27 protein-coding genes are annotated in these 21109 nt (G+C 34.3%); 12 read left to right on the top strand and 15 right to left on the bottom strand.

Features of this window, described 5'->3' with window-relative positions:
- A partial coding sequence (locus SD960_RS02655; RefSeq protein WP_318800699.1) for a helix-turn-helix domain-containing protein occupies window positions 1–118 on the top strand: 118 nt, incomplete at its 5' end.
- A gap of 459 nt (window positions 119–577) precedes the next feature.
- On the opposite strand, the gene SD960_RS02650 is transcribed toward SD960_RS02655, so the two are convergent.
- The 3 genes from SD960_RS02650 to SD960_RS02640 all read right to left on the bottom strand — a co-directional run bounded on the left by SD960_RS02650 (window position 578) and on the right by SD960_RS02640 (window position 2324).
- Window positions 578–805: a hypothetical protein gene (locus SD960_RS02650; protein WP_121321718.1), complete on the bottom strand. Its 228-nt coding sequence runs from the start codon at window positions 803–805 to the stop codon at window positions 578–580.
- A gap of 510 nt (window positions 806–1315) precedes the next feature.
- Window positions 1316–1537 (bottom strand): DUF2798 domain-containing protein, encoded by a 222-nt coding sequence (locus SD960_RS02645; RefSeq protein WP_071637754.1) that lies wholly within the window; start codon window positions 1535–1537, stop codon window positions 1316–1318.
- Window positions 1538–1556: 19 nt separating this feature from the next.
- A complete protein-coding gene (locus SD960_RS02640; RefSeq protein WP_121321716.1) occupies window positions 1557–2324 on the bottom strand; it encodes a hypothetical protein in 768 nt (255 codons plus the stop codon).
- A gap of 159 nt (window positions 2325–2483) precedes the next feature.
- Here SD960_RS02640 and SD960_RS02635 point away from each other — a divergent pair, with 159 nt between their 5' ends.
- On the top strand, window positions 2484–2855 hold the full coding sequence (locus tag SD960_RS02635; protein WP_121321833.1) for a winged helix-turn-helix transcriptional regulator: 372 nt from the start codon (window positions 2484–2486) through the stop codon (window positions 2853–2855).
- Between the two features lie 360 nt (window positions 2856–3215).
- On the opposite strand, the gene SD960_RS23680 is transcribed toward SD960_RS02635, so the two are convergent.
- The 3 genes from SD960_RS23680 to SD960_RS02630 form a co-directional block, all read right to left on the bottom strand.
- On the bottom strand, window positions 3216–3401 hold the full coding sequence (locus tag SD960_RS23680; protein WP_121321714.1) for an integrase core domain-containing protein: 186 nt from the start codon (window positions 3399–3401) through the stop codon (window positions 3216–3218).
- A 60-nt stretch (window positions 3402–3461) separates the two neighbouring features.
- Complete coding sequence (locus tag SD960_RS23675; protein WP_121321713.1) at window positions 3462–3629, bottom strand: DDE-type integrase/transposase/recombinase; 168 nt, start codon at window positions 3627–3629, stop codon at window positions 3462–3464.
- Between the two features lie 74 nt (window positions 3630–3703).
- On the bottom strand, window positions 3704–4048 hold the full coding sequence (locus SD960_RS02630) for a winged helix-turn-helix transcriptional regulator (RefSeq protein ID WP_121321711.1): 345 nt from the start codon (window positions 4046–4048) through the stop codon (window positions 3704–3706).
- Window positions 4049–4139: 91 nt separating this feature from the next.
- Here SD960_RS02630 and SD960_RS02625 point away from each other — a divergent pair, with 91 nt between their 5' ends.
- Both SD960_RS02625 and SD960_RS02620 read left to right on the top strand, forming a co-directional pair.
- Window positions 4140–5084: an NADP-dependent oxidoreductase gene (locus tag SD960_RS02625; protein ID WP_121321710.1), complete on the top strand. Its 945-nt coding sequence runs from the start codon at window positions 4140–4142 to the stop codon at window positions 5082–5084.
- A 69-nt stretch (window positions 5085–5153) separates the two neighbouring features.
- A complete protein-coding gene (locus SD960_RS02620; RefSeq protein WP_121321708.1) occupies window positions 5154–5900 on the top strand; it encodes an SDR family NAD(P)-dependent oxidoreductase in 747 nt (248 codons plus the stop codon).
- Window positions 5901–6178: 278 nt separating this feature from the next.
- Here SD960_RS02620 and SD960_RS02615 read toward each other — a convergent pair whose 3' ends face one another.
- Window positions 6179–6724: a GNAT family N-acetyltransferase gene (locus SD960_RS02615; protein ID WP_121321706.1), complete on the bottom strand. Its 546-nt coding sequence runs from the start codon at window positions 6722–6724 to the stop codon at window positions 6179–6181.
- Between the two features lie 383 nt (window positions 6725–7107).
- Window positions 7108–7758: a GIN domain-containing protein gene (locus tag SD960_RS02610; protein WP_318800689.1), complete on the bottom strand. Its 651-nt coding sequence runs from the start codon at window positions 7756–7758 to the stop codon at window positions 7108–7110.
- Window positions 7759–8405: 647 nt separating this feature from the next.
- Between SD960_RS02610 and SD960_RS02605 the strand changes: the two genes are divergently transcribed.
- Together SD960_RS02605 and SD960_RS02600 are read left to right on the top strand one after the other, a co-directional pair.
- Complete coding sequence (locus tag SD960_RS02605; RefSeq protein WP_121321702.1) at window positions 8406–8858, top strand: GNAT family N-acetyltransferase; 453 nt, start codon at window positions 8406–8408, stop codon at window positions 8856–8858.
- On the top strand, window positions 8858–9301 hold the full coding sequence (locus tag SD960_RS02600; RefSeq protein WP_318800686.1) for a GNAT family N-acetyltransferase: 444 nt from the start codon (window positions 8858–8860) through the stop codon (window positions 9299–9301). Before SD960_RS02605 ends, SD960_RS02600 begins: the two co-directional genes overlap by 1 nt.
- A gap of 85 nt (window positions 9302–9386) precedes the next feature.
- Here SD960_RS02600 and SD960_RS02595 read toward each other — a convergent pair whose 3' ends face one another.
- Window positions 9387–10298 carry a helix-turn-helix domain-containing protein gene (locus SD960_RS02595; RefSeq protein WP_158596313.1) on the bottom strand — a complete coding sequence of 304 codons (912 nt, stop codon included), beginning with the start codon at window positions 10296–10298 and terminating at the stop codon, window positions 9387–9389.
- A 495-nt stretch (window positions 10299–10793) separates the two neighbouring features.
- Here SD960_RS02595 and SD960_RS02590 point away from each other — a divergent pair, with 495 nt between their 5' ends.
- The 5 genes from SD960_RS02590 (at window position 10794) to SD960_RS02570 (ending at window position 14858) form a co-directional block, all read left to right on the top strand.
- A complete protein-coding gene (locus tag SD960_RS02590) occupies window positions 10794–11795 on the top strand; it encodes a hypothetical protein (RefSeq protein WP_318800683.1) in 1002 nt (333 codons plus the stop codon).
- Between the two features lie 133 nt (window positions 11796–11928).
- Window positions 11929–12501: a GrpB family protein gene (locus SD960_RS02585; RefSeq protein ID WP_318800682.1), complete on the top strand. Its 573-nt coding sequence runs from the start codon at window positions 11929–11931 to the stop codon at window positions 12499–12501.
- A 108-nt stretch (window positions 12502–12609) separates the two neighbouring features.
- Window positions 12610–13440 carry a helix-turn-helix domain-containing protein gene (locus tag SD960_RS02580; RefSeq protein WP_318800681.1) on the top strand — a complete coding sequence of 277 codons (831 nt, stop codon included), beginning with the start codon at window positions 12610–12612 and terminating at the stop codon, window positions 13438–13440.
- A gap of 18 nt (window positions 13441–13458) precedes the next feature.
- Complete coding sequence (locus SD960_RS02575; protein ID WP_318800680.1) at window positions 13459–14415, top strand: nitrilase family protein; 957 nt, start codon at window positions 13459–13461, stop codon at window positions 14413–14415.
- A 68-nt stretch (window positions 14416–14483) separates the two neighbouring features.
- Window positions 14484–14858: a DUF4406 domain-containing protein gene (locus tag SD960_RS02570; protein WP_318800678.1), complete on the top strand. Its 375-nt coding sequence runs from the start codon at window positions 14484–14486 to the stop codon at window positions 14856–14858.
- Between the two features lie 686 nt (window positions 14859–15544).
- On the opposite strand, the gene SD960_RS02565 is transcribed toward SD960_RS02570, so the two are convergent.
- Together SD960_RS02565 and SD960_RS02560 are read right to left on the bottom strand one after the other, a co-directional pair.
- The gene (locus SD960_RS02565; RefSeq protein WP_121321686.1) at window positions 15545–16402 is read right to left on the bottom strand and encodes an SDR family oxidoreductase; all 858 of its coding nucleotides are present in this window, start codon (window positions 16400–16402) and stop codon (window positions 15545–15547) included.
- A gap of 112 nt (window positions 16403–16514) precedes the next feature.
- Window positions 16515–17090 (bottom strand): Crp/Fnr family transcriptional regulator, encoded by a 576-nt coding sequence (locus tag SD960_RS02560; protein WP_121321685.1) that lies wholly within the window; start codon window positions 17088–17090, stop codon window positions 16515–16517.
- A gap of 163 nt (window positions 17091–17253) precedes the next feature.
- Between SD960_RS02560 and SD960_RS02555 the strand changes: the two genes are divergently transcribed.
- A complete protein-coding gene (locus SD960_RS02555) occupies window positions 17254–17898 on the top strand; it encodes a hypothetical protein (RefSeq protein ID WP_121321683.1) in 645 nt (214 codons plus the stop codon).
- Window positions 17899–17916: 18 nt separating this feature from the next.
- Here SD960_RS02555 and SD960_RS02550 read toward each other — a convergent pair whose 3' ends face one another.
- The 4 genes from SD960_RS02550 to SD960_RS02535 all read right to left on the bottom strand — a co-directional run bounded on the left by SD960_RS02550 (window position 17917) and on the right by SD960_RS02535 (window position 20942).
- Window positions 17917–19380 (bottom strand): PLP-dependent aminotransferase family protein, encoded by a 1464-nt coding sequence (locus tag SD960_RS02550; protein WP_318800676.1) that lies wholly within the window; start codon window positions 19378–19380, stop codon window positions 17917–17919.
- 152 nt (window positions 19381–19532) lie between these two features.
- Window positions 19533–19967 (bottom strand): carboxymuconolactone decarboxylase family protein, encoded by a 435-nt coding sequence (locus SD960_RS02545; RefSeq protein WP_318800674.1) that lies wholly within the window; start codon window positions 19965–19967, stop codon window positions 19533–19535.
- A 23-nt stretch (window positions 19968–19990) separates the two neighbouring features.
- Complete coding sequence (locus tag SD960_RS02540; protein ID WP_318800672.1) at window positions 19991–20455, bottom strand: MarR family transcriptional regulator; 465 nt, start codon at window positions 20453–20455, stop codon at window positions 19991–19993.
- Window positions 20456–20498: 43 nt separating this feature from the next.
- Window positions 20499–20942, bottom strand: coding sequence for a DoxX family protein (locus tag SD960_RS02535; RefSeq protein WP_121321675.1), 444 nt, complete (start codon window positions 20940–20942; stop codon window positions 20499–20501).
- Between the last annotated feature and the right edge of the window lie 167 nt (window positions 20943–21109).

Raw genomic sequence — 21109 nt, 5'->3', positions numbered from 1 at the left:
TGAAATTGCGTATGAGCTGGGATTCGAACACCTTCAGAGCTTTAGTAAATTGTTCAAAAACAAAACAAACGAAACACCCTTAAAGTTTAGAGCTAAGCTTAATAATCGTTTTATTTAAGTTTTTAAAGTCTCTTTTTGCAGAGAGAAAATAAATGTAAAAAATCCAAAGTTACCTTGCCTGATAGCGTAATTGAAAAAAGGCGCCAATTGTCTTCAATTGGCGCCTTTTGGCTGATTATATGTAGTTATCTGTCTTCCAGTGGCTTTAGTAATTTGGTTTGGATATCCTGTTGGTATTTGATGTGAACTTTTAAAAACTGTATTGGTTTAAGGCAGTAAATTATTTCTAGAGAAATTTGGGACAATAAAAAAAACAAGGCATTAGGCTTTGGATTATAAAAACCATTGAAAAATTTAAGAAGCTAAATAATTACAAGAATGTAGCTTAATTTTTTCTCTAGTTTTTGTTTTCATATCCACTCATTTGCTGTCTTTTTTGATTTCAATATCTTTTTTTAATTGTGGTTAATTATTTGTAATTCAGCTTCTCTTTGTCCATAAATGGTATTCAGAAATCTTAAAGGAGAAGAATAAAAAGGTTTGTTTTCATCTGTATTAATTTTAATTGTCCAAATATTCTCTCCCCTGTTAAATCAATCCAGCCCTTCTGGCCGTTTGGTAATTGGAAACGAGCAAAATTATCCTGAAATTTTTCTAGTGTTTTGTATTTTGGTTCTTTATTTAATGGAAAATAACCAAATAGATTGTTCTTTTTTATTTTGAAAAACATTTTATTATTTTCCATTCCTTCCACCGATTCTAAAACAAACGGAAGACGCTGAACACTATAATACGCTTGATTTGTTGACTTTTCTAAACGAAAATAAGGTATTTAAATCATAGATATTGTCATTGCCGTTTTTCATCTTACCATATACATAAAAGTCATTTTGCATGGCCATTGTGGAGTTGAATTTCTGTGTCTGAATTAGAATGAAAATAGACAGCCTGAATACCAAGATTATCTTTTAATACTACTTTTTGATTGTCATCTACAAATTGTATAAAAAATTAAAGTTATATTTATTTGTTCATTATTATATCTCTTTCATTTTAAATGAACATTCAAATATAGTGAACAAAACAACTTGGTTCTAAACGATTGTTTCATCATATAATTTTTACTAAAAGCAAAAAACTGGCTGCATAATCATTGATTTTAGTATTTAAGTGTAAGAAAAATCAATCTGAAAAACAAAAAAAACTGCCCGAAATTACTTTTCGGACAGCCTCTTAAAATGAAATAAATTCCCAATTACGCTCTAAAAATATAAAGCGTCAGTTTATTAGCCAAAGGGATAATGATCAGGGCGCTAACATAAGCAATGGGCAGCATAATGAGCCAGGATTTAAAAAACGTAAAAATCCATCCTTCTTTTTCATATCCATTATTTAAAATGAGTACGCAAACTGCCATTATCAGTGTCATTGCTGTAACCACAAAAAGGGTATTGACATATTTAGCAAAAAGCTTCATGACTTTTAAAAGGAATCGGTTAGAATTTTCCGTTTGTGTTCTTCTGATTCTCTAAAGATGGAATTTCTTCAATAACATCCCAATGCTCTATGATTTTATTATTTTCAATTCGGTACAAATCATAAAAAGCCGAATGTGTTTTTCCAACGTAACCTTCACTTAAAACCAAAACAAAGTTTCCTTCTCCCAAAACTTTATGTACAGCAGTGTAAACTTGTGCTTTGTCATTATTTTCCCATTGTTTCAAAACACTAAAAAACTCCGAGACACCGTCTCCCATATCAGGATTATGCTGAATAAGGATGTCGCCGTCAAAATATTTTGAAGCTTCATTAAATTTTTTGCCTACCAAAACTTCTGAAACAAAAGATGAAGCTAGTTCTTTGTTAGCATCTGTTAAATGATGATCAATAGCTTTTGTTTTACCATCTGTCATTGTTCTTCCGCTCTTGTTTACTTTTTTAGGATTCGTCTGTAAATTATCCCAATGCTCTACACTCACACCATTTTCGAATCGGTGAATATCAAAAGCGACCGTTGGTTCAAATAAATAATAATCGACATGCACAAATCCGATATCGCCATCCTGAAAAGCCCTTACCACATTGGTGTAAACTTTTTCCATCGGCATTAAATCGTGCAGGGCCATAATTGCATCAAAACCGTCGGCTACATTAATATTGTGCTGTTTGTATGATTTAGGATTAATTAAGCCTATTTGTCCTAAAGTTTCGGTTTCGATACTGTTTTGAATTGCAGCAGCTTTTTCTCTGTTTGAAAGTTCCATTTTTATATTGTTAAAAATTATTCGGCAAAGTTATCTTGACCGTTGTAGTGATGCAATAATGGATAAAAGGTTCGTATGGGGATAATATTATCCATATAAGGTTATAGAGCCCGTATTGATTATATGCTTATTTTTGTACCTATAAAAAATATAGCTGCTATGTACGAAAAAAAGATTCCAAAAGATTTTGACTGCGGAATGAGTATAACACTTGAAATAATAGGAGGGAAGTGGAAACCCTGTCTTATCGATTCTATATCTAAAGGTGTAAGAAGACCGAGTGAAATACACAGATGCCATCCTGATGCTACCAAACGTGTTTTGAATCTTCAGCTAAAAGAATTAGAAGATCATGGTGTGGTACGAAAAACAATATACCCGGTACTGCCTCCTAAAGTTGAATATTTCCTGACTGATCTGGGTAAAACTTTATTACCATTAATTTCGCACATGGAAAAATGGGGCACTAGTTATATGCCGATATTTAATGAATTACAGAAGAATAAAAGAGATTTACAAGCGGCAGTTTAAATTGTTAAGGGAAAATCGTCCATCATAAAGTGAAAAATCGCCATTCCCCAGACTCAATTATTCTGTGATCTTTTTGCTACTAAACTTCATTTAAATAGTCACCTACAAGTGTACTCAGAAAATGGTTGGATTTTATAATGCCAAATGCAGTTCTTAAATTTGTATCTTTCTTATATTCTGAATAGATTGTATTTTGATCTACGCTAAACAGTTAATTTCTGGAAGTGGTAATTAGCAAAAAAATCAGTAAGAGATGTAGTTTTCTTTTAATAAATAAGATGTTTCTTTTAAAATTCTTCTATTGTTAAATTTCCAAGAGCAGAATGTCTTCTGTATTTGTCGTAGAAATTTTTGATGTAATCAATTACTTTTTTTTGCTTTTTTTATCGTTGGATACTTGTTTTGGTAAATCAATTCTGTTTTTAATGTCTTGAAAAAACTCTCAGCAACTGCATTATCATAACAGTTGCCCTTTCTACTCATGCTTTGGGCTATCTGGTTACTTTTTGTCAAGATGGAAACAAAGTCTTTACAAACATATTGCATTCCTCTCTCTGAATGAAATATTAATTTCTGGTTATCAGCTATAGGGCGATTACGCAGGGCTTATTTAAAGACGGCAATAGTTGTATCCATTACTTTCATGGTTTCACTTAACGACCATCCTACTACTTTACGGTCAAAGAGATCTATAACAGCAGTTAGGTAAGCCCAGCCTTTTTTAGTCCGAATATAGGTAATGTCCGATACCCATACCTGATTTTGATTGGTCACCTATTAGAAGGATGATAAATCTGATAGCTACATTTTAGAAGTGCAATTATTAATATTTATAAACTGAGTGAGAATTATGTAGATTGAATTATTTTTTTTCTATGCGATTTTCCCCATTCTATCATTTTCAGCATTAGGTCTCCGTATTCTTTTGAGTATTCAGTAAAATGGTATTCATAAAAAAGAGTTTCATCGGACATTACACGTGTAATGAGCTTGTTCTCTTCAAGTTCTTTCAAATTCCGGGATAACATTCTATTACTGAGTCCTGGAATACTTTCTTCAATATCTTTAAATCTAATATTACCATTACAAATGGAATGTAGGATTGGAAGCTTCCATTTGCCGCCGATGACATAAATGGTATCTGCTAAAGCTTTTGCTGCCTCTTGCTGATCTATTTTAACAGAATTTGCCATGATTTGATTTTAGTAACATCGGTTATACTAAATACAAAGTTATGCTAAATGGAAATAACTTTGCACTCAAATAAATCATAAAATAGAGATAATGAAAGCGATTGTACTGAAAGAGCAGGGTGGAGTAGAAAATTTTACTTTTGAGTCTGTTCCTGTCCCAAATATTAAAGACGATGAAGTATTAATAAAAGTAAAAGCAGTAAGCATAAATCCTGCTGATGCGATTGTTAGGGAAAATAAAAGTGTAAGTTGGATATTCGGCGAAGAGGTTCCATTAATTTTAGGCTGGGATGTTTCTGGTCAGGTCGTTCAAAAAGGCGCTAACGTGACTAATTTTCAAATTGGTGATGACGTCTTCGGTGTATTGAAACATCCTTATATCGGGAGAACTTACGCAGAATTTGCTGCAGCTCCCGCTTCTCAATTAGCTATCAAACCTAAAAATATTAGTCATGAACAGGCGGCAGCTTCTGCATTGGCGGCACTTACTGCTTTGCAACCAAGCAATAAAGTAGGTATAAAAGAAAACGATCGTGTATTTATAACGGCAGCCGGGGGAGGTGTGGGACATTTTGCCGTTCAGTTTGCCAAATATTTTGGAGGTTATGTACTTGCTTTAGCATCAGGTGCCAAAAAAGATTTTGTAATAGCTCTTGGTGCTGATGAGTTTATTGACTATCAGAAAGGTCCTTTTGAGGAAATAGTAAAAGATATTGATTTGGTTATTGAAGCTGTAAAAGCGGACGGCCATATTAATCGAAGTATGCAAGTACTTAAGTCAGGAGGAAATCTTATTAGTCTTTGGTCCGGTATAACAGCAGATGAATCTATCAAAGCAAAGAAATTGAATATAAATGCGTTTTATAATATGATAACATTTAGCGGACCGGATATGGAATTTGTTGCAAAACTATTACAGGAAGGAAAACTTGTGCCGCATGTATCGCAGGTCTTTTCGTGGAAGGAGATTGCCAAAGCGCATCTTGAAATTGAAAAAGGACACACGCAAGGTAAGATCGTAATTGTTATGGATTAAAACGTAAGCATTAGTATCCAAATAATTTATTTCTAAACATTAATTAATAATCATTTAATAAAATATATAATGTCAACACTAAAAGGTAAAACAGCATTTGTTACAGGAGGAACCCGTGGCATGGGTGCAGCAATTGTAAAACGTTTAGCATCAGAAGGTGCAAATGTTATCTTCAGTTATGTGAGTTCTGAACAGACAGCAGGAAATATGGTAAAAAGTATAAAAGAATCAGGTGGAGAGTCATTTGCTATCAAAATAGATAGTTCAGTGAAAGGTGCTTTAGAAAAAGCTATTACTGATATCAGCCAGAAATATGGCAAAATTGACATTTTGGTAAATAATGCAGCAATTTCGGTAAAAGGATCTTTAGAAACAGCTTCTGAAAGGATCGCTGAATACGATCGTCAGATCAACGTGAACATCAGAGCCGTATCTGAAGCTGTACGTACGGTAGTTAAATATATGCCAGATGGTGGTAGGATCGTAAGTATCGGATCTGTTGGAGCTCATCGTATTGGAAGTCCTTACATGTCTGATTACATCGCTACCAAGGCAGCAATTGGAGCTTATACTCGTGGACTTGCATGGGATTTGGCACCTAGGAATATTACAGTAAATACAGTTGAGCCCGGCGCTATTGACACTGACATGTTGCCTTCGGATGATGCGATTCGTGAAGCTTTTATTAATGCTATCCCACTTAAGCGTTTTGGCAAGCCAGAAGAAGTAGCGTCGTTGGTCAATTTTTTAGCGGGTCCTGAATCAAGTTACATTACAGGAAGCAGTTTTACAATTGATGGTGGAATCTCAGCTTAATATTATAAAATCTTCTTTTACAATTTAAAAAAACCTTTAAAGTCAATCACTTTGGAGGTTTTTTTAAATATTTTTATTGAAGATTATTTTTCATATTAATTATATCATTGACGGCTTTAAATTCACGATATGCTTCATATTGATAGATAATTTCTTTCTAATACGTATTGAATGCTGCATTGCCATATAGAGAGATTCATTAAATATCAATTTAGATAATTTAATAAAGGTAGTATTGGAAATACGAAATTATATGTAGACGAATGAATATTAGATTGTCAGTCCTCAATTCCAGTTCTTTTTAAGAGCAATTGCATAAGAACCATTCTCTTAAACTCGTCTTTAATATTTGGATAAGAAAAATCAAATTGTTCAATAACTACAAAACCTTGTTTTTCGTAAAATTTTGTTGCATCGGCATCTTCCATTGCTTTTAACCATATTGCCTTTTTATTTTCACCTGTGGCAAGATGTTCAACCATTTTAATGGTAGATTTTCCTAAACCTTTTCCAGCGGCTTCTTTTAGAAAATAGATCCTCTCGATTTCTAAATACTCCGTGTCTCTTGTTTTATCTATAGCTTTATTGTTGTTAATTTTTAATATGCCTACCGGTAATTCCCCATCGTAAATAAGAAAAAATCGGGTATCATCTTCATTCATTTCTGAAAATATTTTTTCTTTTGTGAAATTAGTTTTCATATAGTTCTCTCCACTATCAGTCCACAAATGAAGGTAATGTTCAATGTACGATTGTTTGTATATTTTCAAAATCTGCGGAATATCACTTTCTGAGCAAATTTTATATTCTGGAGCTTGTATCATAGTAAAAATATTTTTTTAATGTAATCTTCGATCATCAATTAATAGGGGTAGTTGTTGAGAAATATCAAGAGAAATAATAAACAATAGTTATGATACTAACTTTGTTAAAGTTAAATGGAATCTTTTGGTATTTGTAAGTACTAGGTATTTCTTTTATATTGGACATAAATATTCTTCAAAAATAAGTTGTAAAAAATACGCAGTAGGTTTGATATACAAAAGGATACTTGAATAGGTTTGCTAGGTAGTATGCGGACACAATTGTAATGTTAATTTTTATTTTTGAACTTTAAGCAAGCTAAAAAAATGGAGGTACCACTTAAAATTGATAGTTAAGATATTTTGTTATATCGATCTATATCGATAAACTTCCATATACGAACTTATAAAGACGATACTGAACCTGTGCCTGTAATATCAGATGTTATCTGAGGCTTTCCGAGGTAATAGATGTTTCCACTGCCATGTATATGGGCTGTCAGGGATTGTCCTGTTTTAATATAAATCTTGCCATTACCTACTATCGAAGCCTTAGCATTAGAACCAGACAATGTACGCAAGTCTGCTATCCCTTTACCTGTTAGTCTAACATTGAGGTTGGCAGCAGTAAAATTATCAATGGATTTCATTTCACTTTCACCGTTGCTAACTATGTCGATATTATCTGTGTAATCAAAGGTACCATGCGTTGTTAATTGACGTGTTCCATTAATATGTAACTCTGTAAAATAAGGAACAGTGATGGTGATGTCCAGGTCCTCATGATTGATATGATCCTGGTCATAAAGGAGGTTAAGCTTTCCGTTGCTAACACTGGATTGTAAGTGACTTATCAGGTTGTCGCTACCTGTAATGGTAATCCTTGTTTGATTTGAATACATAACCTTAATGTTTCTGCCAGCGTTAATGTTTATTTTGTTGAAACTTTCAAGAGCTCGAGTCTCGGTTACGCTCCTGCCACTAGCCACTAGGGAATCATCATCACAGCTGGTAAAGAATAGCGCCGCGATCACTACATAAAAAATATTTTTCATAACAATTCAAATTTAAAGGATTAAAGATTTATTCAGGCTTATAGTATTACTAACATATGTAATAATAGAATAGGCTTTGAATCGGGCGCAAAAGTAGAATTTCGTTTCAGCACATAATTACCTGTAAAGTATTTTCAGCTACGCAAAAAGTATAATTTTTGACTTTATGTTTTACAGCAAGAAAATTTACATATCTGACCCAAAAGACAGTTCACCCACACAGAAAAACCTGATGATCTGCAAAATCTACTAAATTTGAGCAGCTCTCTGAAGTCTATTCAAAACAGCTTGCGTTCTACTTTTCTGCATAAAAAAAAATCAGCATTATTTCTGTTGAAGGGCTTGGCAAGATTTAGCAATAAAATTTAGATGTGAAAATTGAAATAATAATCGATTTGAACATCTTATCTTTTTATGATACATATAAATACATTGTTTTTCCTCAAGATAATATCGGCTATTTGTATGTTGTTATTTAAGTGATAAATTGTCATTAAGGCAAGTAACAATATCTATGCCTTGCCCGTATTAAATTATACGCATCGCGTATATATACTGAGTTTCTAAAATTTACTTTTGCAAATACCAAAACTGCAGTAGTTTTGAATAGTGAATGTTAAAAATTTTTCAATTAAAGTACAGATAGAATGGAACTGAAACTGAAACCAATCGAATTAACACTTGACGGCACAAATGAAATATATCGTTCGGATAATGCGCAAATGCTGATACAAGGTTATGAAGAATTCTATAAGCAGATTGGCTACAATATCCCATGGATCGGGTATTTTGTTGTCAGGAAAAACCAAATTGTAGGTTCCTGCGGCTTTAAAGGAAGCCCCAATGACGGTAGGGTAGAGATTGCATATTGGACCTTTCAAGACTTTGAAGGACATGGAATTGCGACTTTTAGCTGTAAAGAACTGATATCTATAGCCCTGAGATTCGATTCGACTGTAGAAATTACTGCAACAACCGCTCCTGAGCACAATGCCTCAACGAAAATTTTAGAAAATTGCGGATTTGGATATTACGGCATAGTTCAGGATGATGAAATCGGAGAGGCGTGGCTATGGTTGTTACGAAGTAATCGCAAATAATGAGTGAATATAATATAAAATCTCCCGTTGAAACTGATTTTGATAACCTTATAAACCTGTGGGAGAAAGCAGTACGTGCTACGCACCATTTTTTAAAGGAAGAAGATTTAATCATCTACAAACAGCTACTTATAAAACAGTATTTTAAAGATGTGGATTTATATTGTGTCTTTTTAAATGAAGAAATTGCAGGTTTTATAGGTCTTGAGGAAAAAAATATAGAAATGTTATTTATTGACCCTCAACACTTTTCTAAAGGTATAGGTAAGGCTTTAATGCAGTATGCTATTATCCATTTAAAATGCGACAGGGTTGCCGTCAATGAACAAAATACTAAAGCATTCACGTTTTACAGAAAGTTAGGCTTTAAACCTGTAAGCAGGGTTTTAAAAGATGGTTTAGGCAAGCCCTACCCCTTAATACAAATGAAAATTGATATATAAATAGTACACTGCCTACAAATTTACAGAGATTATAGTATGGGCAACTATCATAAATTTATACCCCGAAGCTAATGGGTAATTTGGTTTAAAATTTAAACTTGGTAGGAGTTACTCCGAAGTGTTTTTTGAAAGCCGTTGAAAAATGTTGTACATGCTGATATCCTAATATGTAGGCAACTTCAGAAATTGTGTTTCCTCCAGCAAGCAAGAGCATTGAGGCATAATCCATTCGTTTGCCACGAACGTATTCAAAAACACTTTTATGATAAAGTGCTTTGAAACCTGTTTTTATCTTAAAAGTATTAAGTCCTGAAAGTCTTGCAAGCGAATCTAGAGTAAATTCTTCCAGATAATGATTGTCTATATAAAGTTTTAACTCCTGTATTTTTTTTATATCTGCATCTTTTATTTCCAAATAATAGGAAGCATGTTCAGAGGTTTTAATTTCTTTGAACTGCTGAAGCAGTAGTTCGCTCAATAGACCTTGGAGGTAAAGAGTATTCATACTATTGTCAGCATATTTTGTATTTCTAATTTTTTTTAGGACAAGATACATGTCGGCAGTAAGTTTATAAGGATGCTTGGAGAAGCTAAATGGCTGTTTTTTTTCTATTTTATTAACTATCCCTTCCATCCACGGGTCATTATCCTGAAGTATTTCCTCAAAAAATCTTTTGTTAATACCGATGGCCATACTATCAATATGTTGTGTACCCTGTAATTCATGTTCATTATCATTAGGTCCGTAAACAAAGGTACAATTACGGGATCTAACCTGAAACTGATTATTGATTCCCTGATAATTAGAATTTATTTGACCTTCCAGCAGAAGTGTTAGCACCACGTCCTCTTTTCTTTGAAAAGGTGAGGTGTCAGCATTTTCATATAAAGTCACATGCTCCACTACAGCAGCTTGATTACTTGCAATCTTTACATTTCGAAGGTTAATAATTTCAGAATTGTAGATTTGGTCTAATCGGTTATGTGCAACTCGCATTTCCATTAATTTATAATAAGTAACTTTGCTATATTTGAATAATTAAAACTTACATTAACTGAAAAGGAGTTCTCTAAGTAAGTATTTCAGGGCTTTGCAAGAATTGTCGCTTTAATACCAGGTTGCCGATCTGGAATTTTGAACAAAAATAATTAAAATTTTCCATCTCTATTAATTTATTGAGTCTTCTACTTGATTTTTCGATCTGATATTGCTTATATTCTTGTAGAAGTAAATGGTATATAGCCTCATCGATTCAATTATTAAGCAAAATTATTTTAGACTTTGAAAATGATATTAGTATTATAATGTAAAACTTTCTTTGTAAATTATACATTTTGCGTAATCAGTTATCCTTTGTCAGTATATAAAATATCGACAACGGAGGTATCTTTGCTATCCTAAATATTTATCTATAAAGATGATTGTACTACGATTCGAAAATAGTCTTTTAGTTTTGCTGAGAAATTATGAATTTTCATTGAAATATGACATATGAAAAAGGAACTACTTCAATATTTACAGTGTATTTTAATCATTTTAGCAATATTTAGCTGCGCCGATTCTGATACAACTGATTTAACTGAAACTGATAAGTGGACATCCTTTGTTTATGACCCATCTAACTCTTTATTGCCGGACAAACAAATTACTGCCATTTCATACTCGCAGATTAGTAAACTTTGGATCGGGACCACTAAGGGTCTTGTTCAGATAAGAGACGGAAAATGGAAGGTTTACAATGTCAACAACTCTGGCCTGCCATCCGATAAAATAACCACCTTGGCTTTCGGTGAGAACAGAGGGATTTGGGTAGGCACAAGCAAAGGGTTGGCAAATTACAACGGCTCACATTGGTTTGTATACAGTAATGCAAACAGTATTATTACTAATAATACAGTATTATGCAGCAGCTATGACAGTGTGCGTCACTGGCTGTGGGTTGGCACAGAATCTGAACTAATTCGCATTGATGAAATAACAGGGAAGTGGTACCGTTATGATATGTTTGAGGACAATTTGATTCTTTCCATGTCAGCTGCTCCCGATGGTACTATCTGGATGGGGCTATTTGATCATCTAGTCTTTCAGGGACGTGTAATTCAATTTGATGGTATGCATTATAAACGGATTAGTTTGGAGCAGGAAGGTTATCCATCCACATTTCCCGCTGCAATAACAGTTGCGAACAATAATACGATCAACGTGTTGCTGACAGGCACATCAGTAAAAGCTGTACTGCAATTAAATACCCAGGGTAAGACAGAATTGACAATTCCTGGTGAACTTAATGGTTTAAAGTCCTTGATGCAGGAAGAAACCAGTTTATGGATAGGGGGCAATGCACTGGCCTTAAACAAAGATACGATAACTTCACTTTTCACTGTTTATCCACTTAGCGGAAGTACTATCAGCGCAATGGCATCACAGAGTCAAAATATAAAGTGGATCGGTACGATTGACGGTGGATTAGTATGTCTTAAAAAAGGAATATGAATATGAAATACCATAATGTTATAAAACGTAAGTATTTAATTGTTTATAATAGAATGTAATCAAAGATATTAAATGGGTATGGAAATATTTTTTATAGATTTGACTGTTCTGGTTATACTTATATATTTTGAAAATGAAGATTATTATCGAACCTTTTTCGCCTAATTGGAGTGTGGCTTATCAAGAACTTTCCGAAGTTTTTCGAAAGCGGCTTGGCGGTCTGTTTACGGACTTACAGCATGTTGGAAGTACTGCGGTTACAGGACTTGCCTCCAAGCCTGTACTGGATATAGATATTGTTATTGATAGTGTCGAAGCACTACCCGAAATTACTGAGAAACTACTGAAAATGGGTTATACCAGTAAGGGAATTGTTGCCATTCCAGACCGGTATGTCTTTACTGCTGACTCGGCGCTTATTCCTTTCACAAATCCTCCCAAATTATGGATGAAGCATAATTTATATGTATGTGTTAGCGGAAGTACGGCCTTGAAAAATCATATCCAGTTTAGGGATTATCTTATAAGCAATAGTAAAGCCGCTGCTCAGTACGAAGAATTAAAATACAGACTTGCTCAAAATTCAGGGTCTATTGAAAAATATGCATCAGATAAAACGGAATTTATCAGTGCTATATTAAAGAAATGTGGTCTTTCAGAAGGCGAATTGAATGATATCCAGCAAGTTAATATTGTAAATGATTAACTATTTAGCAAATAAGACGGCAATTTGAATGTCTGAAACGCATGTTTAGAAAAGTAAGTTACTCAGCATCAAGTCATATTTTATTGAGCAGTTTTTAAGATTTTATTTATGCAGCTACTTCCATCTCCGCATCTTAGGCCGTTTATAAAACATTATCTTTTCATAAGCAGTGCTGAGACACTCACAAAAGTTCTACGAATATTTTCCGATGGTAATACGGGCGTGGTTTTCTGTCTGCAGACGGCATTGTATTCTGAAGATTATGATGAGTTGCCGCGATCATTTGTATATGGACAGATTTCGGATCATAAAACATTGAGAACCAATGGAGCCATTTCTCTTGCCATTGCAGTTTTTTACCCATTCGGAATGAGCAGTCTGTTAGGCATCCAGGCAACTTTACTGAAGAATATACTGGTCGATTCGCAGGAAATATTTGGGTCCGATGTAAATCATATTCAAGAGAGATTGCAGGTATTACAAAGCAGGGAGGATATGGTGCAAGTTTTGAATCATTTTTTCAGCAGCAGAAAGCCTTTTAATGCGAAGCTCTATCCAATTGTCTCTACAGCTACCCAATGGATGCTAACTCAGAAAGGGCTTTTTACAGCTAAAGAACTACTTGACTATACTGGTTGGCAACAGCGCTCCCTGGAAAGGGCTTTTAATGATGTTGTCGGGCTAAGTCCAAAAAAGCTGGGAGGAATTATCAGGCTGCACCATTTTCTTGGAGAGGTACGTAAGATTAAAATTAATGAAGATTTGACACCGCTGGTTTATGATTCAGGATATTATGACCAGGCTCATCTTATACGGCAATTCAAACAAATAACAGGAATTACTCCAACGGCTTACCAGAAAATCTGTAACCCTCTAGCAGTTAATCTAGTCTTGTTTGCTGACGAAAATGTACAATTACATGTAAAAACGTGTATGTAAATTTGTCAAAAAAAAAATATGAATGATATTAGAATTGCGACAGCACAGTTTGAAAATAAAAGTACCGACAAAGTGTATAATCTCCAACAGATTGCTGCATTGTCAGCAAATGCGGCCCGGGAAGGGGTAAAAGTGATCGTTTTTCATGAATGTTCGATTACAGGCTATACATTCGCCAGAAAACTAACTAAAGAGCAAATGCTCGATATTTCAGAATATTTACCTGAGAGCAAGAGTATAGAAGTACTGAGGCAAATTGCGGAAAAAAATGAAATCGCAATTTGCGCAGGATTATTTGAAAAGGATGAAAATGATAATGTATTTAAAGCCTACGTATGTGTAGATAAAACTGGAATTGTAGGTAAATTCAGGAAGTTACATCCCTTTATTAACCCATATATAAGCCCGGGCAATGGGTACTGTGTTTTTACACTTTATGGCTGGAAATTCGGTATTCTAATTTGCTATGATAATAATATTATCGAAAATGTACGGGCTACGAAATTATTGGGAGCCGATATTCTGCTTATGCCACATGTAACAATGTGCACTCCTTCTCCACGACCCGGTGCTGGATTTGTAGATCCCCAACTTTGGTACAACAAGGAGCAGGATAGCGAGCAGCTTCGCTCAGAATTCAATGGATTGAAAGGAAGAGAATGGCTTATGAGGTGGCTGCCTGCCAGAGCATACGATAATGCTATGTATTGCGTTTTTTCAAATCCTATTGGTATGGATGATGACCAGCTTAAAAATGGTTGCTCCATGATTATTGACCCCTTCGGGGCTGTTGTGGCAGAATGTACAGCTTTAGGTGCTGATATTGCGATTGCACTCATTACACCTGAAAAACTTGAAGCAGCGGGAGGGAGCAGATATATTAATGCGAGAAGACCAGAACTTTACAAAAACATTATAGGGGCATCACACAAATCTGAGCAGAAGGTTGCATGGCTTAGTGACGCAAGTAAATAATTTAAACCTATGCATTTATCTCCTAAATACTTAATAATTCAAATTGACTAAATTTTAAAACGAAAAAAATGTCCAACAAAAAAAACTTAATGATTTTGGTGGCGGGTCCTTACAGATCTGGTACTCATGATGACCCGCAACTGATTGCCGCGAACGTTCAGGCAATGACCGATGCTGCTCTGGAGATATACAATTTAGGGCATCTTCCTGTTTTGGGTGAATGGTTTGCACTTCCACTAATAGAAGCAGCAGGCTCTAAAGTGATAGGAGATACAGTATTCAATAAGATTTTTCACCCTATTGCTGTAAACTTAATCCAACACTGTGATGCGGTTATACGAATAGGAGGGCCCTCTTTAGGTGCTGATGAAATGGTTACTGCCGGTCTTATGGAAGGAAAAATAATATATTACGCAATCGAGGAAATTTTCGCTCATACATAATTTGTGTCAATAGTTAAGATTATATAAAGTTACTTACAAGGGATGAAGATCATGTATGACTTTTCTAGAAGTTTATATGATATGAACATTTTAAAGAAATAAAGATTTTTTTGCTTTTATAAAATATATACTCAAATCAAATAAATGCTACAATCTGATTATGGAAGTATTTAAATTAATTTATTTACAATAATTTAATTTCTGACTTAGGATCTTTATCGCTAGTCCATTATTTCCGGAATGCTTATTGAATATTATTTTCTTATCTTAAAAGATGTCGATTTTTACTCTAAAAAAAAAAATATATTTAGTCAGACTACGTATATATTACAGCTAATTTTAGTCTTGATTCGAAAATAAAAGCAAAAATGAGTCAAACTTACATTATTTATAATAGTTATATAAAAAAATGGCGTCAATTGTCTTCAATTGGCGCCATTTGGCTGTGTTGAACTCTACTGGACAAATTCAATAAATTTTATGGAATATTTGAAGAGATTGGCTTACTGGAAGTAAAGGCTGTCTTCAATGGCTTCAAGAATTTGGTTTGGATGTCTTGTTGGGGATCGAAGGAAAATGTAGCGTCAAAAAAACAATTCGATAATCTTTTTATTAAAACTGCCTTAGCTTATTGTGACACAAAGTTATCCATTCCAAATATTAACAGTTTTATATTTTCCACAGTTTTAACTGGTATATTTAGCCAGCCATTTAGCTTTGTGTTGTGCTCTTGAATTTATAAATTCAATATCAGTTCCTTCTGCAATAGCATCAAGAGGAAAACGTAAAGGCCTTGTACCATCGGACATAATAATTAGTTCCAAGATGCCATCGGCTATGGTTTGCGGATCCATATTGAATTCCTGCATTTTTCCAAATAATCCTGCACCAATAGCATTAAACATTTCACTTGCTACCGGATCATAAGCTTTTGCAATTTCAGTGTAATCAGCATTATTACCAGTTTTCGATCCGTTATTCATTTCGGTTGGATAAACGCCTGGCTGAATAGTAACGTTTTCAATATTAAATTGTTTTAATTCATCCTGAAGAGATTCAGTAATAGCTTCTACACTAAATTTTGAAGCTAAATAGGGTCCCATAAAGGGCAGGGAATGACCACTGGCACCTGATGTAAGATTAATTACCAAACCGCTTTTTGCAGCTCTCATAGAAGGTAACACGGCCTGATAAGTACGAATGATACCATAAAAATTAACCTCAAAAAATCTTTTGATCTGGTCAATTGAAAAAGCTTCGACTAATCCGAAACCTGATAATCCTGCATTATTTACCAAAACATCTATTTTTCCATATTTGTTGAGTACTTTTTGAAATGCGGTTTGTACTGAAAGATCATCTGTAACGTCTATTTCTACAACTTCAATATTTGGATATGAAGAAAGTTCTTCCGCTGCCGATTTGTTTTTGTCATTTGTGGCACGCATGCCGGCGATTACATTATGTCCCGCTTTAGATAAGGTAGTGGCTGTCAGTTTACCGAATCCGGTGCTGGTACCAGTAATAAAAATTGTCTTTGTCATGATTACTAAATTTATAATTTAACAGTACAAAGATCTGGTACAACAACATTTATTTTCATTGACTTTTGCCTGATAAAAAAACAAACAAAAGTCAATGAAAAATAAATAAGAATTACTTTTTCGGGTTACGACGAATACGTGTAATGGTTTCTGGAGTTATTCCAAGATAAGCCCCAATCATATGTTGCGGAATACGGTTTATTAATAAAGGATTGGACTCTAAAAAGTTTTGGTATTTTTCTTCTGCAGAAAAACTTATGTTGGCATGTATGCGGTTTTGCGAAACCATAAAACTCTTTTGTAAAATAGTATTTACCAAGTTATTGAAGCTGGGAATCTCATTACAAAGCATTTCAAAATCTTCCTTTTTTATTAATATGATTTCAGAATTTTCAATTGCATCAATATTGAACTTTGAAGGCGTATTATTTGTTAAACTTTCACGGTCTCCAAACCAGTAATTTTCCGGAGAGAAATTTATAATATGTTCTTTTCCATCCTTGTCAATAGAAAATGTTTTTATTAACCCTTTACACACAAATGCATTGTATTTCCACACTTCTCCTGCCTCGAGTAGAAATTGCTTCTTTCGTATTTTCTTAACTATTGATACAGAATCAATCAAAAACAATTCTGTTTCAGAGAGTACAATTTTGTCAGTAAGATATTCCTGTAAGATACTAAGCATTTTGACGTAGCGTATTTTCTTGTAAATGTACAAAATGAATTGAAACTCATATACAGTATATCATCTTAGAATAGCACTGGGTTACCCGCTTTCTTAAAGCTGGGGTCGGCAGTAGCCGGAACGGTCCATTACTTTTGCTTTCTGATCACCGATATACCATAAAATGAAAAATTCAGATGCATTAGTATTAATTTTAGAAAATATAAAAACATGGATTTCCAGCTTCTGTCAAAGAAGTACAAATTTTAGAAATAGAAATAAAAAATGGTTTGCGTTTCTTTTTGTAATTGCCTTTCCAACGTTGGCTCAGGCGCAACTTGAGCTATATTCTAAAGTAAACAGCGATGGGTCAATTGAACCTATAATAGATTATTTTGGAAGTAAAAAGATAAACGATCAGTTTGCATTGACCTTTTTCGGACTTACCCGGGAAAAATGGGGACAGGCATTAATCGGGTTATCTTATTCACCAATAGAAAGAGTTGTTATTTCGGCAAGTGCCGGTATTGAGCAAGGGCATCATTCACCACGATATTCTTCGAGTATTTGGTTAAAGAATGGTAGTGTTACTTTTCTGGCATTGGGTGAAAAGGGAAGTGGTGCCGATAATTACTTATATAAAGTCAATATGTTCTACAAATTTTCAGAGAAGATAAGTTTAGGAATTATGGATTGGAGATACCATGGACTTGGACCCAATTTCAGATATACAATTACAAAATTAAAAGTAACAATATGGATTATGCCTGCCTATGATCATGAGGAAAAGACTAGCAGATGCATGTTAGGAATTAGCGTAGCAATGTAAATCAGCTATTCTTTGCTTTTAAATAATTTGCCGAAGAATAGAAAGTGACTGCTCAATTTCCCGTTCGTTAAGTGCTGCAAATCCAAGCCTTAGTCCATTAGGGTTAAAGAGTTCGTTATTATAAAACGTACCGTCTGAAATCTTTAAGCCCTTCTTCTCTGCACGGTTGGCTAATTCTATCAGGTTTATTTTTTTATCAAATAAAGACCACACAGCCATGCCGCCCTCAGGAGTTTTAAAAGTGATCACATCCTTAAAATTAGTCTCGAGTATTTCACAAAAAAGATCTCTTCTCTGTCTGTATATTTTGATGGATTTACGATAATGTCTTTCCATTTCTCCTGTATCATAAAGAGATGCAAATGCCTCTTCAATCAAAGAATCCCCCTGTTTGTCTATTAGCTGTCTTAGCGAGGCACAAGCATTTACAAATTGTGAGCCTGAGATTAAAAAACCAATACGAAGTGCAGGAGCAAAAGTTTTGGTAATAGAACCAATGTAAATAACATTTTGGTTGTGATCAATACTGGCCAGCGGTATATAAGGTTTATTATTGTAATGAAAATCAAAGTCATAATCGTCTTCAATTATAGCAAAACAATATTCCTCAGCAAGTTTAAGAAGCTTTAACCGCCGTTCCATGCTCATGGTAACAGTAGTTGGAAAGTGATGATGAGGGATAATATAAACGGCTTTTATTTTTTGATGCTTTAATGTATCGGCTAAATAATCAATGTCCATCCCAAATTCATCGACTGGTATTCTCAAAAGAGCAGCCCCGCTATATTTAAAAATTTCATCTGCTGAGCGGTAATTTGAAACCCCAACAGCAATTTTGTCTGATGAAGTCAGTAATAACTGAGTTGCCAGATAAATACCCATCTGACTTCCTTTTGTAATTATTATATTTTCAGGACTCACAGCAAGGCCTCTTGTTTCAGAAAGGTATCTGCATAATGCCATTCGAAGGCGTTCGGATCCTTTAGGATGACCATACTTTAGAAAGTTCTTTCCATAGAATCTTTTGGATATGCTTCTGTATTCCCGCATTAGAAGATCTACTGGTGTGAGCCGAACATCCGGAAAACCGTCATCAATTGTCAGAACTGCTTTTTGAAAATCCTCCACAGCAAATTTTTCCGTAAACGGATTATTCCATTTAAACGAATCTGGTTTCTCTTCCAAATGTGAAATAGAAGTGTGCTTTCTTTTATCTGAAAGCTCAGGAAGCTTAGATAGCACAAATATACCTTTACGTTCAACAGATTCTGCCCAGCCCTGGCTCATAAGTTCTTCGTATGCGACTTTCACAGTGTTGCGGCTAATTCCCGTTAGTTCTGAAAGGACTCTTGTACTGGGCAAAATATCCGAAGGCTTTAAGGTTCCGTTACTAATCAATTGAATAAAACTATTGCACAATTGAACATAGAGAGAAACATTCGAATCTCTGTTGAGTTGTATCAGTGATTTATATGGAAGCATTTGTACAATTTTATGTTAGGCGAATTCCTCAGCTGTCTTAGTAAATTTATAATTTTCTTACCTAATTATGGGAAAATGGTAAATGTATTTCAAAGAGAAAAGCTGCTCGCTTAAAAAACGGAGCAGCTTACTGAATTTTATATTAAATTTATTTAGGCAGGAACGAGCTGTGTCGTAATTCCAATTCTGTTCCAGGCGTTTATAGTTATTATGGCCAAAATAACCTGTGCAAGATAGGTCTTGTCCAATACTTCTGATGCAGCCTGGTAGGTCTCATCTTTCACATGTCCGCTTATTAATGTTACTTCTTCAGTCAGTGCTAAAATTGCACGTTCTTCAGTTGTAAAAAAAGGAGTATCACGCCATGCATTGAGTGCGTAAATGCGCTGTTCTGTTTCACTGGCTTTGCGTGCTTCTTCGGTATGCATGTCAATGCAGAATGCACAACCGTTTATCTGTGAGGCCCTGATTTTTATTAAGTCCTTGTGTGTTCTTGTCAGCGGAGTGCTTTCTATAAATTTTTCAAGTCCAAGGATTGCCTGATATCCGGCAGGTTCCGCCTGATCGATCTTAATACGTGTTTTCACTTTTTAAATTTTAAATTTTATATTTATTTGTAATTGTTATTTCGGTATTTTTCCAGGAGAATATTAAGGTTTTCCTTTTCATCTGAAGTGAGATTATCAGCAAGTTTTGTTTCATAAGCAAGTACTTTGGGGGCAACTTCTTCAAGAAGCGCTATTCCTTTTCTTGTAATGGTTATATCTATTTTTCTGCGATTCTCACTGCATTCTTCCCGGGTTACAAGTTCCTTATGAAGTAATTTATCTATAAGCCGGGTGGTATTACTTGTTTTTGATGTCATTCTCTCCTGTATCATATACATGTTTGCACACATACCATTTAAGTTTCGTAATAGAACTAAAACATCATATTGTTCTTTAGAAAGAGTATGAAACTTTAATATTTCATTTAAATCTTCCTTAAAAGCAGTTTGGATGTATATGATATTCAGCAATATTCTTTTATTTATTGGTAATGAACCGCCGGATTGTTTTATATCTTCTATTTTCATAATAATAGAATTATATAGAGAATGAAAAATAGTTACATAACTACTATTTCTCTCTATTAAAAAGATTGTCTAAACTCCATTTATAATTTGGAATAAACGAAAGCAAAAGACTAGCCGCACTGGCAGTGAAAACACCATAATTAATAGGTTTTTGAATTCCTACTGAAAATGTCATAAAGACGATGAAGGTGAAAGTAAGAAGCGATGCGCCTATGGCTGACCATTTTGTTTTAAACCCTAAAATCAAAAAAACACCGATCGATAATTCGGCCACTGTTGCTACTATTCCCATAATATTAACCATGGGTCTGTCAAAAATGGGCATAAGTGTAGAAGTGTAATCAATGAAATTTTGCCAGTTACCCCATTCAATATTACCGGTGCCAGCAGGGCCTAGTATACCTAATCTGTCCGAAACCGGTGTTAAGAACGTAATACCCAGTGCGTATCTCAAAAGCAGCTGGGGAATTTTAAATGTATCTTCCATAATTTTTTTATTTATGTTTTTATACGGACAAAGGTATTGTTAGCCTGTGTTTTTATTTTACCCCAGATTTACTAAACTATAGGACCCAGATGATATCGTATTTACATCACACCAACATTTTTTTTAGGCTGGGGCAGGTGTTGTCTGTAATCTGGGGCTTCACCGAT

It is taken from the genome of Flavobacterium sp. MMLR14_040, from assembly GCF_033657265.1.
GTDB lineage: Bacteria > Bacteroidota > Bacteroidia > Flavobacteriales > Flavobacteriaceae > Flavobacterium.
Note: the sequence above shows the minus strand (reverse complement) of the source record. Positions and strands in the feature narration are given on the sequence as shown.

What these genes read in the sequence shown, in the direction of transcription:
- SD960_RS02650 (WP_121321718.1), bottom strand. Translation starts at nt 805, where the DNA reads ATGGAAAATAATAAAATGTTTTTCAAAATAAAAAAGAACAATCTATTT.
- SD960_RS02645 (WP_071637754.1), bottom strand. Translation starts at nt 1,537, where the DNA reads ATGAAGCTTTTTGCTAAATATGTCAATACCCTTTTTGTGGTTACAGCA.
- SD960_RS02640 (WP_121321716.1), bottom strand. Translation starts at nt 2,324, where the DNA reads ATGGAACTTTCAAACAGAGAAAAAGCTGCTGCAATTCAAAACAGTATC.
- SD960_RS02635 (WP_121321833.1), top strand. Translation starts at nt 2,484, where the DNA reads ATGTACGAAAAAAAGATTCCAAAAGATTTTGACTGCGGAATGAGTATA.
- SD960_RS23680 (WP_121321714.1), bottom strand. Translation starts at nt 3,401, where the DNA reads ATGCAATATGTTTGTAAAGACTTTGTTTCCATCTTGACAAAAAGTAAC.
- SD960_RS02630 (WP_121321711.1), bottom strand. Translation starts at nt 4,048, where the DNA reads ATGGCAAATTCTGTTAAAATAGATCAGCAAGAGGCAGCAAAAGCTTTA.
- SD960_RS02625 (WP_121321710.1), top strand. Translation starts at nt 4,140, where the DNA reads ATGAAAGCGATTGTACTGAAAGAGCAGGGTGGAGTAGAAAATTTTACT.
- SD960_RS02620 (WP_121321708.1), top strand. Translation starts at nt 5,154, where the DNA reads ATGTCAACACTAAAAGGTAAAACAGCATTTGTTACAGGAGGAACCCGT.
- SD960_RS02615 (WP_121321706.1), bottom strand. Translation starts at nt 6,724, where the DNA reads ATGATACAAGCTCCAGAATATAAAATTTGCTCAGAAAGTGATATTCCG.
- SD960_RS02610 (WP_318800689.1), bottom strand. Translation starts at nt 7,758, where the DNA reads ATGAAAAATATTTTTTATGTAGTGATCGCGGCGCTATTCTTTACCAGC.
- SD960_RS02605 (WP_121321702.1), top strand. Translation starts at nt 8,406, where the DNA reads ATGGAACTGAAACTGAAACCAATCGAATTAACACTTGACGGCACAAAT.
- SD960_RS02600 (WP_318800686.1), top strand. Translation starts at nt 8,858, where the DNA reads ATGAGTGAATATAATATAAAATCTCCCGTTGAAACTGATTTTGATAAC.
- SD960_RS02595 (WP_158596313.1), bottom strand. Translation starts at nt 10,298, where the DNA reads ATGCGAGTTGCACATAACCGATTAGACCAAATCTACAATTCTGAAATT.
- SD960_RS02590 (WP_318800683.1), top strand. Translation starts at nt 10,794, where the DNA reads ATGAAAAAGGAACTACTTCAATATTTACAGTGTATTTTAATCATTTTA.
- SD960_RS02585 (WP_318800682.1), top strand. Translation starts at nt 11,929, where the DNA reads ATGAAGATTATTATCGAACCTTTTTCGCCTAATTGGAGTGTGGCTTAT.
- SD960_RS02580 (WP_318800681.1), top strand. Translation starts at nt 12,610, where the DNA reads ATGCAGCTACTTCCATCTCCGCATCTTAGGCCGTTTATAAAACATTAT.
- SD960_RS02575 (WP_318800680.1), top strand. Translation starts at nt 13,459, where the DNA reads ATGAATGATATTAGAATTGCGACAGCACAGTTTGAAAATAAAAGTACC.
- SD960_RS02570 (WP_318800678.1), top strand. Translation starts at nt 14,484, where the DNA reads ATGTCCAACAAAAAAAACTTAATGATTTTGGTGGCGGGTCCTTACAGA.
- SD960_RS02565 (WP_121321686.1), bottom strand. Translation starts at nt 16,402, where the DNA reads ATGACAAAGACAATTTTTATTACTGGTACCAGCACCGGATTCGGTAAA.
- SD960_RS02560 (WP_121321685.1), bottom strand. Translation starts at nt 17,090, where the DNA reads ATGCTTAGTATCTTACAGGAATATCTTACTGACAAAATTGTACTCTCT.
- SD960_RS02555 (WP_121321683.1), top strand. Translation starts at nt 17,254, where the DNA reads ATGAAAAATTCAGATGCATTAGTATTAATTTTAGAAAATATAAAAACA.
- SD960_RS02550 (WP_318800676.1), bottom strand. Translation starts at nt 19,380, where the DNA reads ATGCTTCCATATAAATCACTGATACAACTCAACAGAGATTCGAATGTT.
- SD960_RS02540 (WP_318800672.1), bottom strand. Translation starts at nt 20,455, where the DNA reads ATGAAAATAGAAGATATAAAACAATCCGGCGGTTCATTACCAATAAAT.
- SD960_RS02535 (WP_121321675.1), bottom strand. Translation starts at nt 20,942, where the DNA reads ATGGAAGATACATTTAAAATTCCCCAGCTGCTTTTGAGATACGCACTG.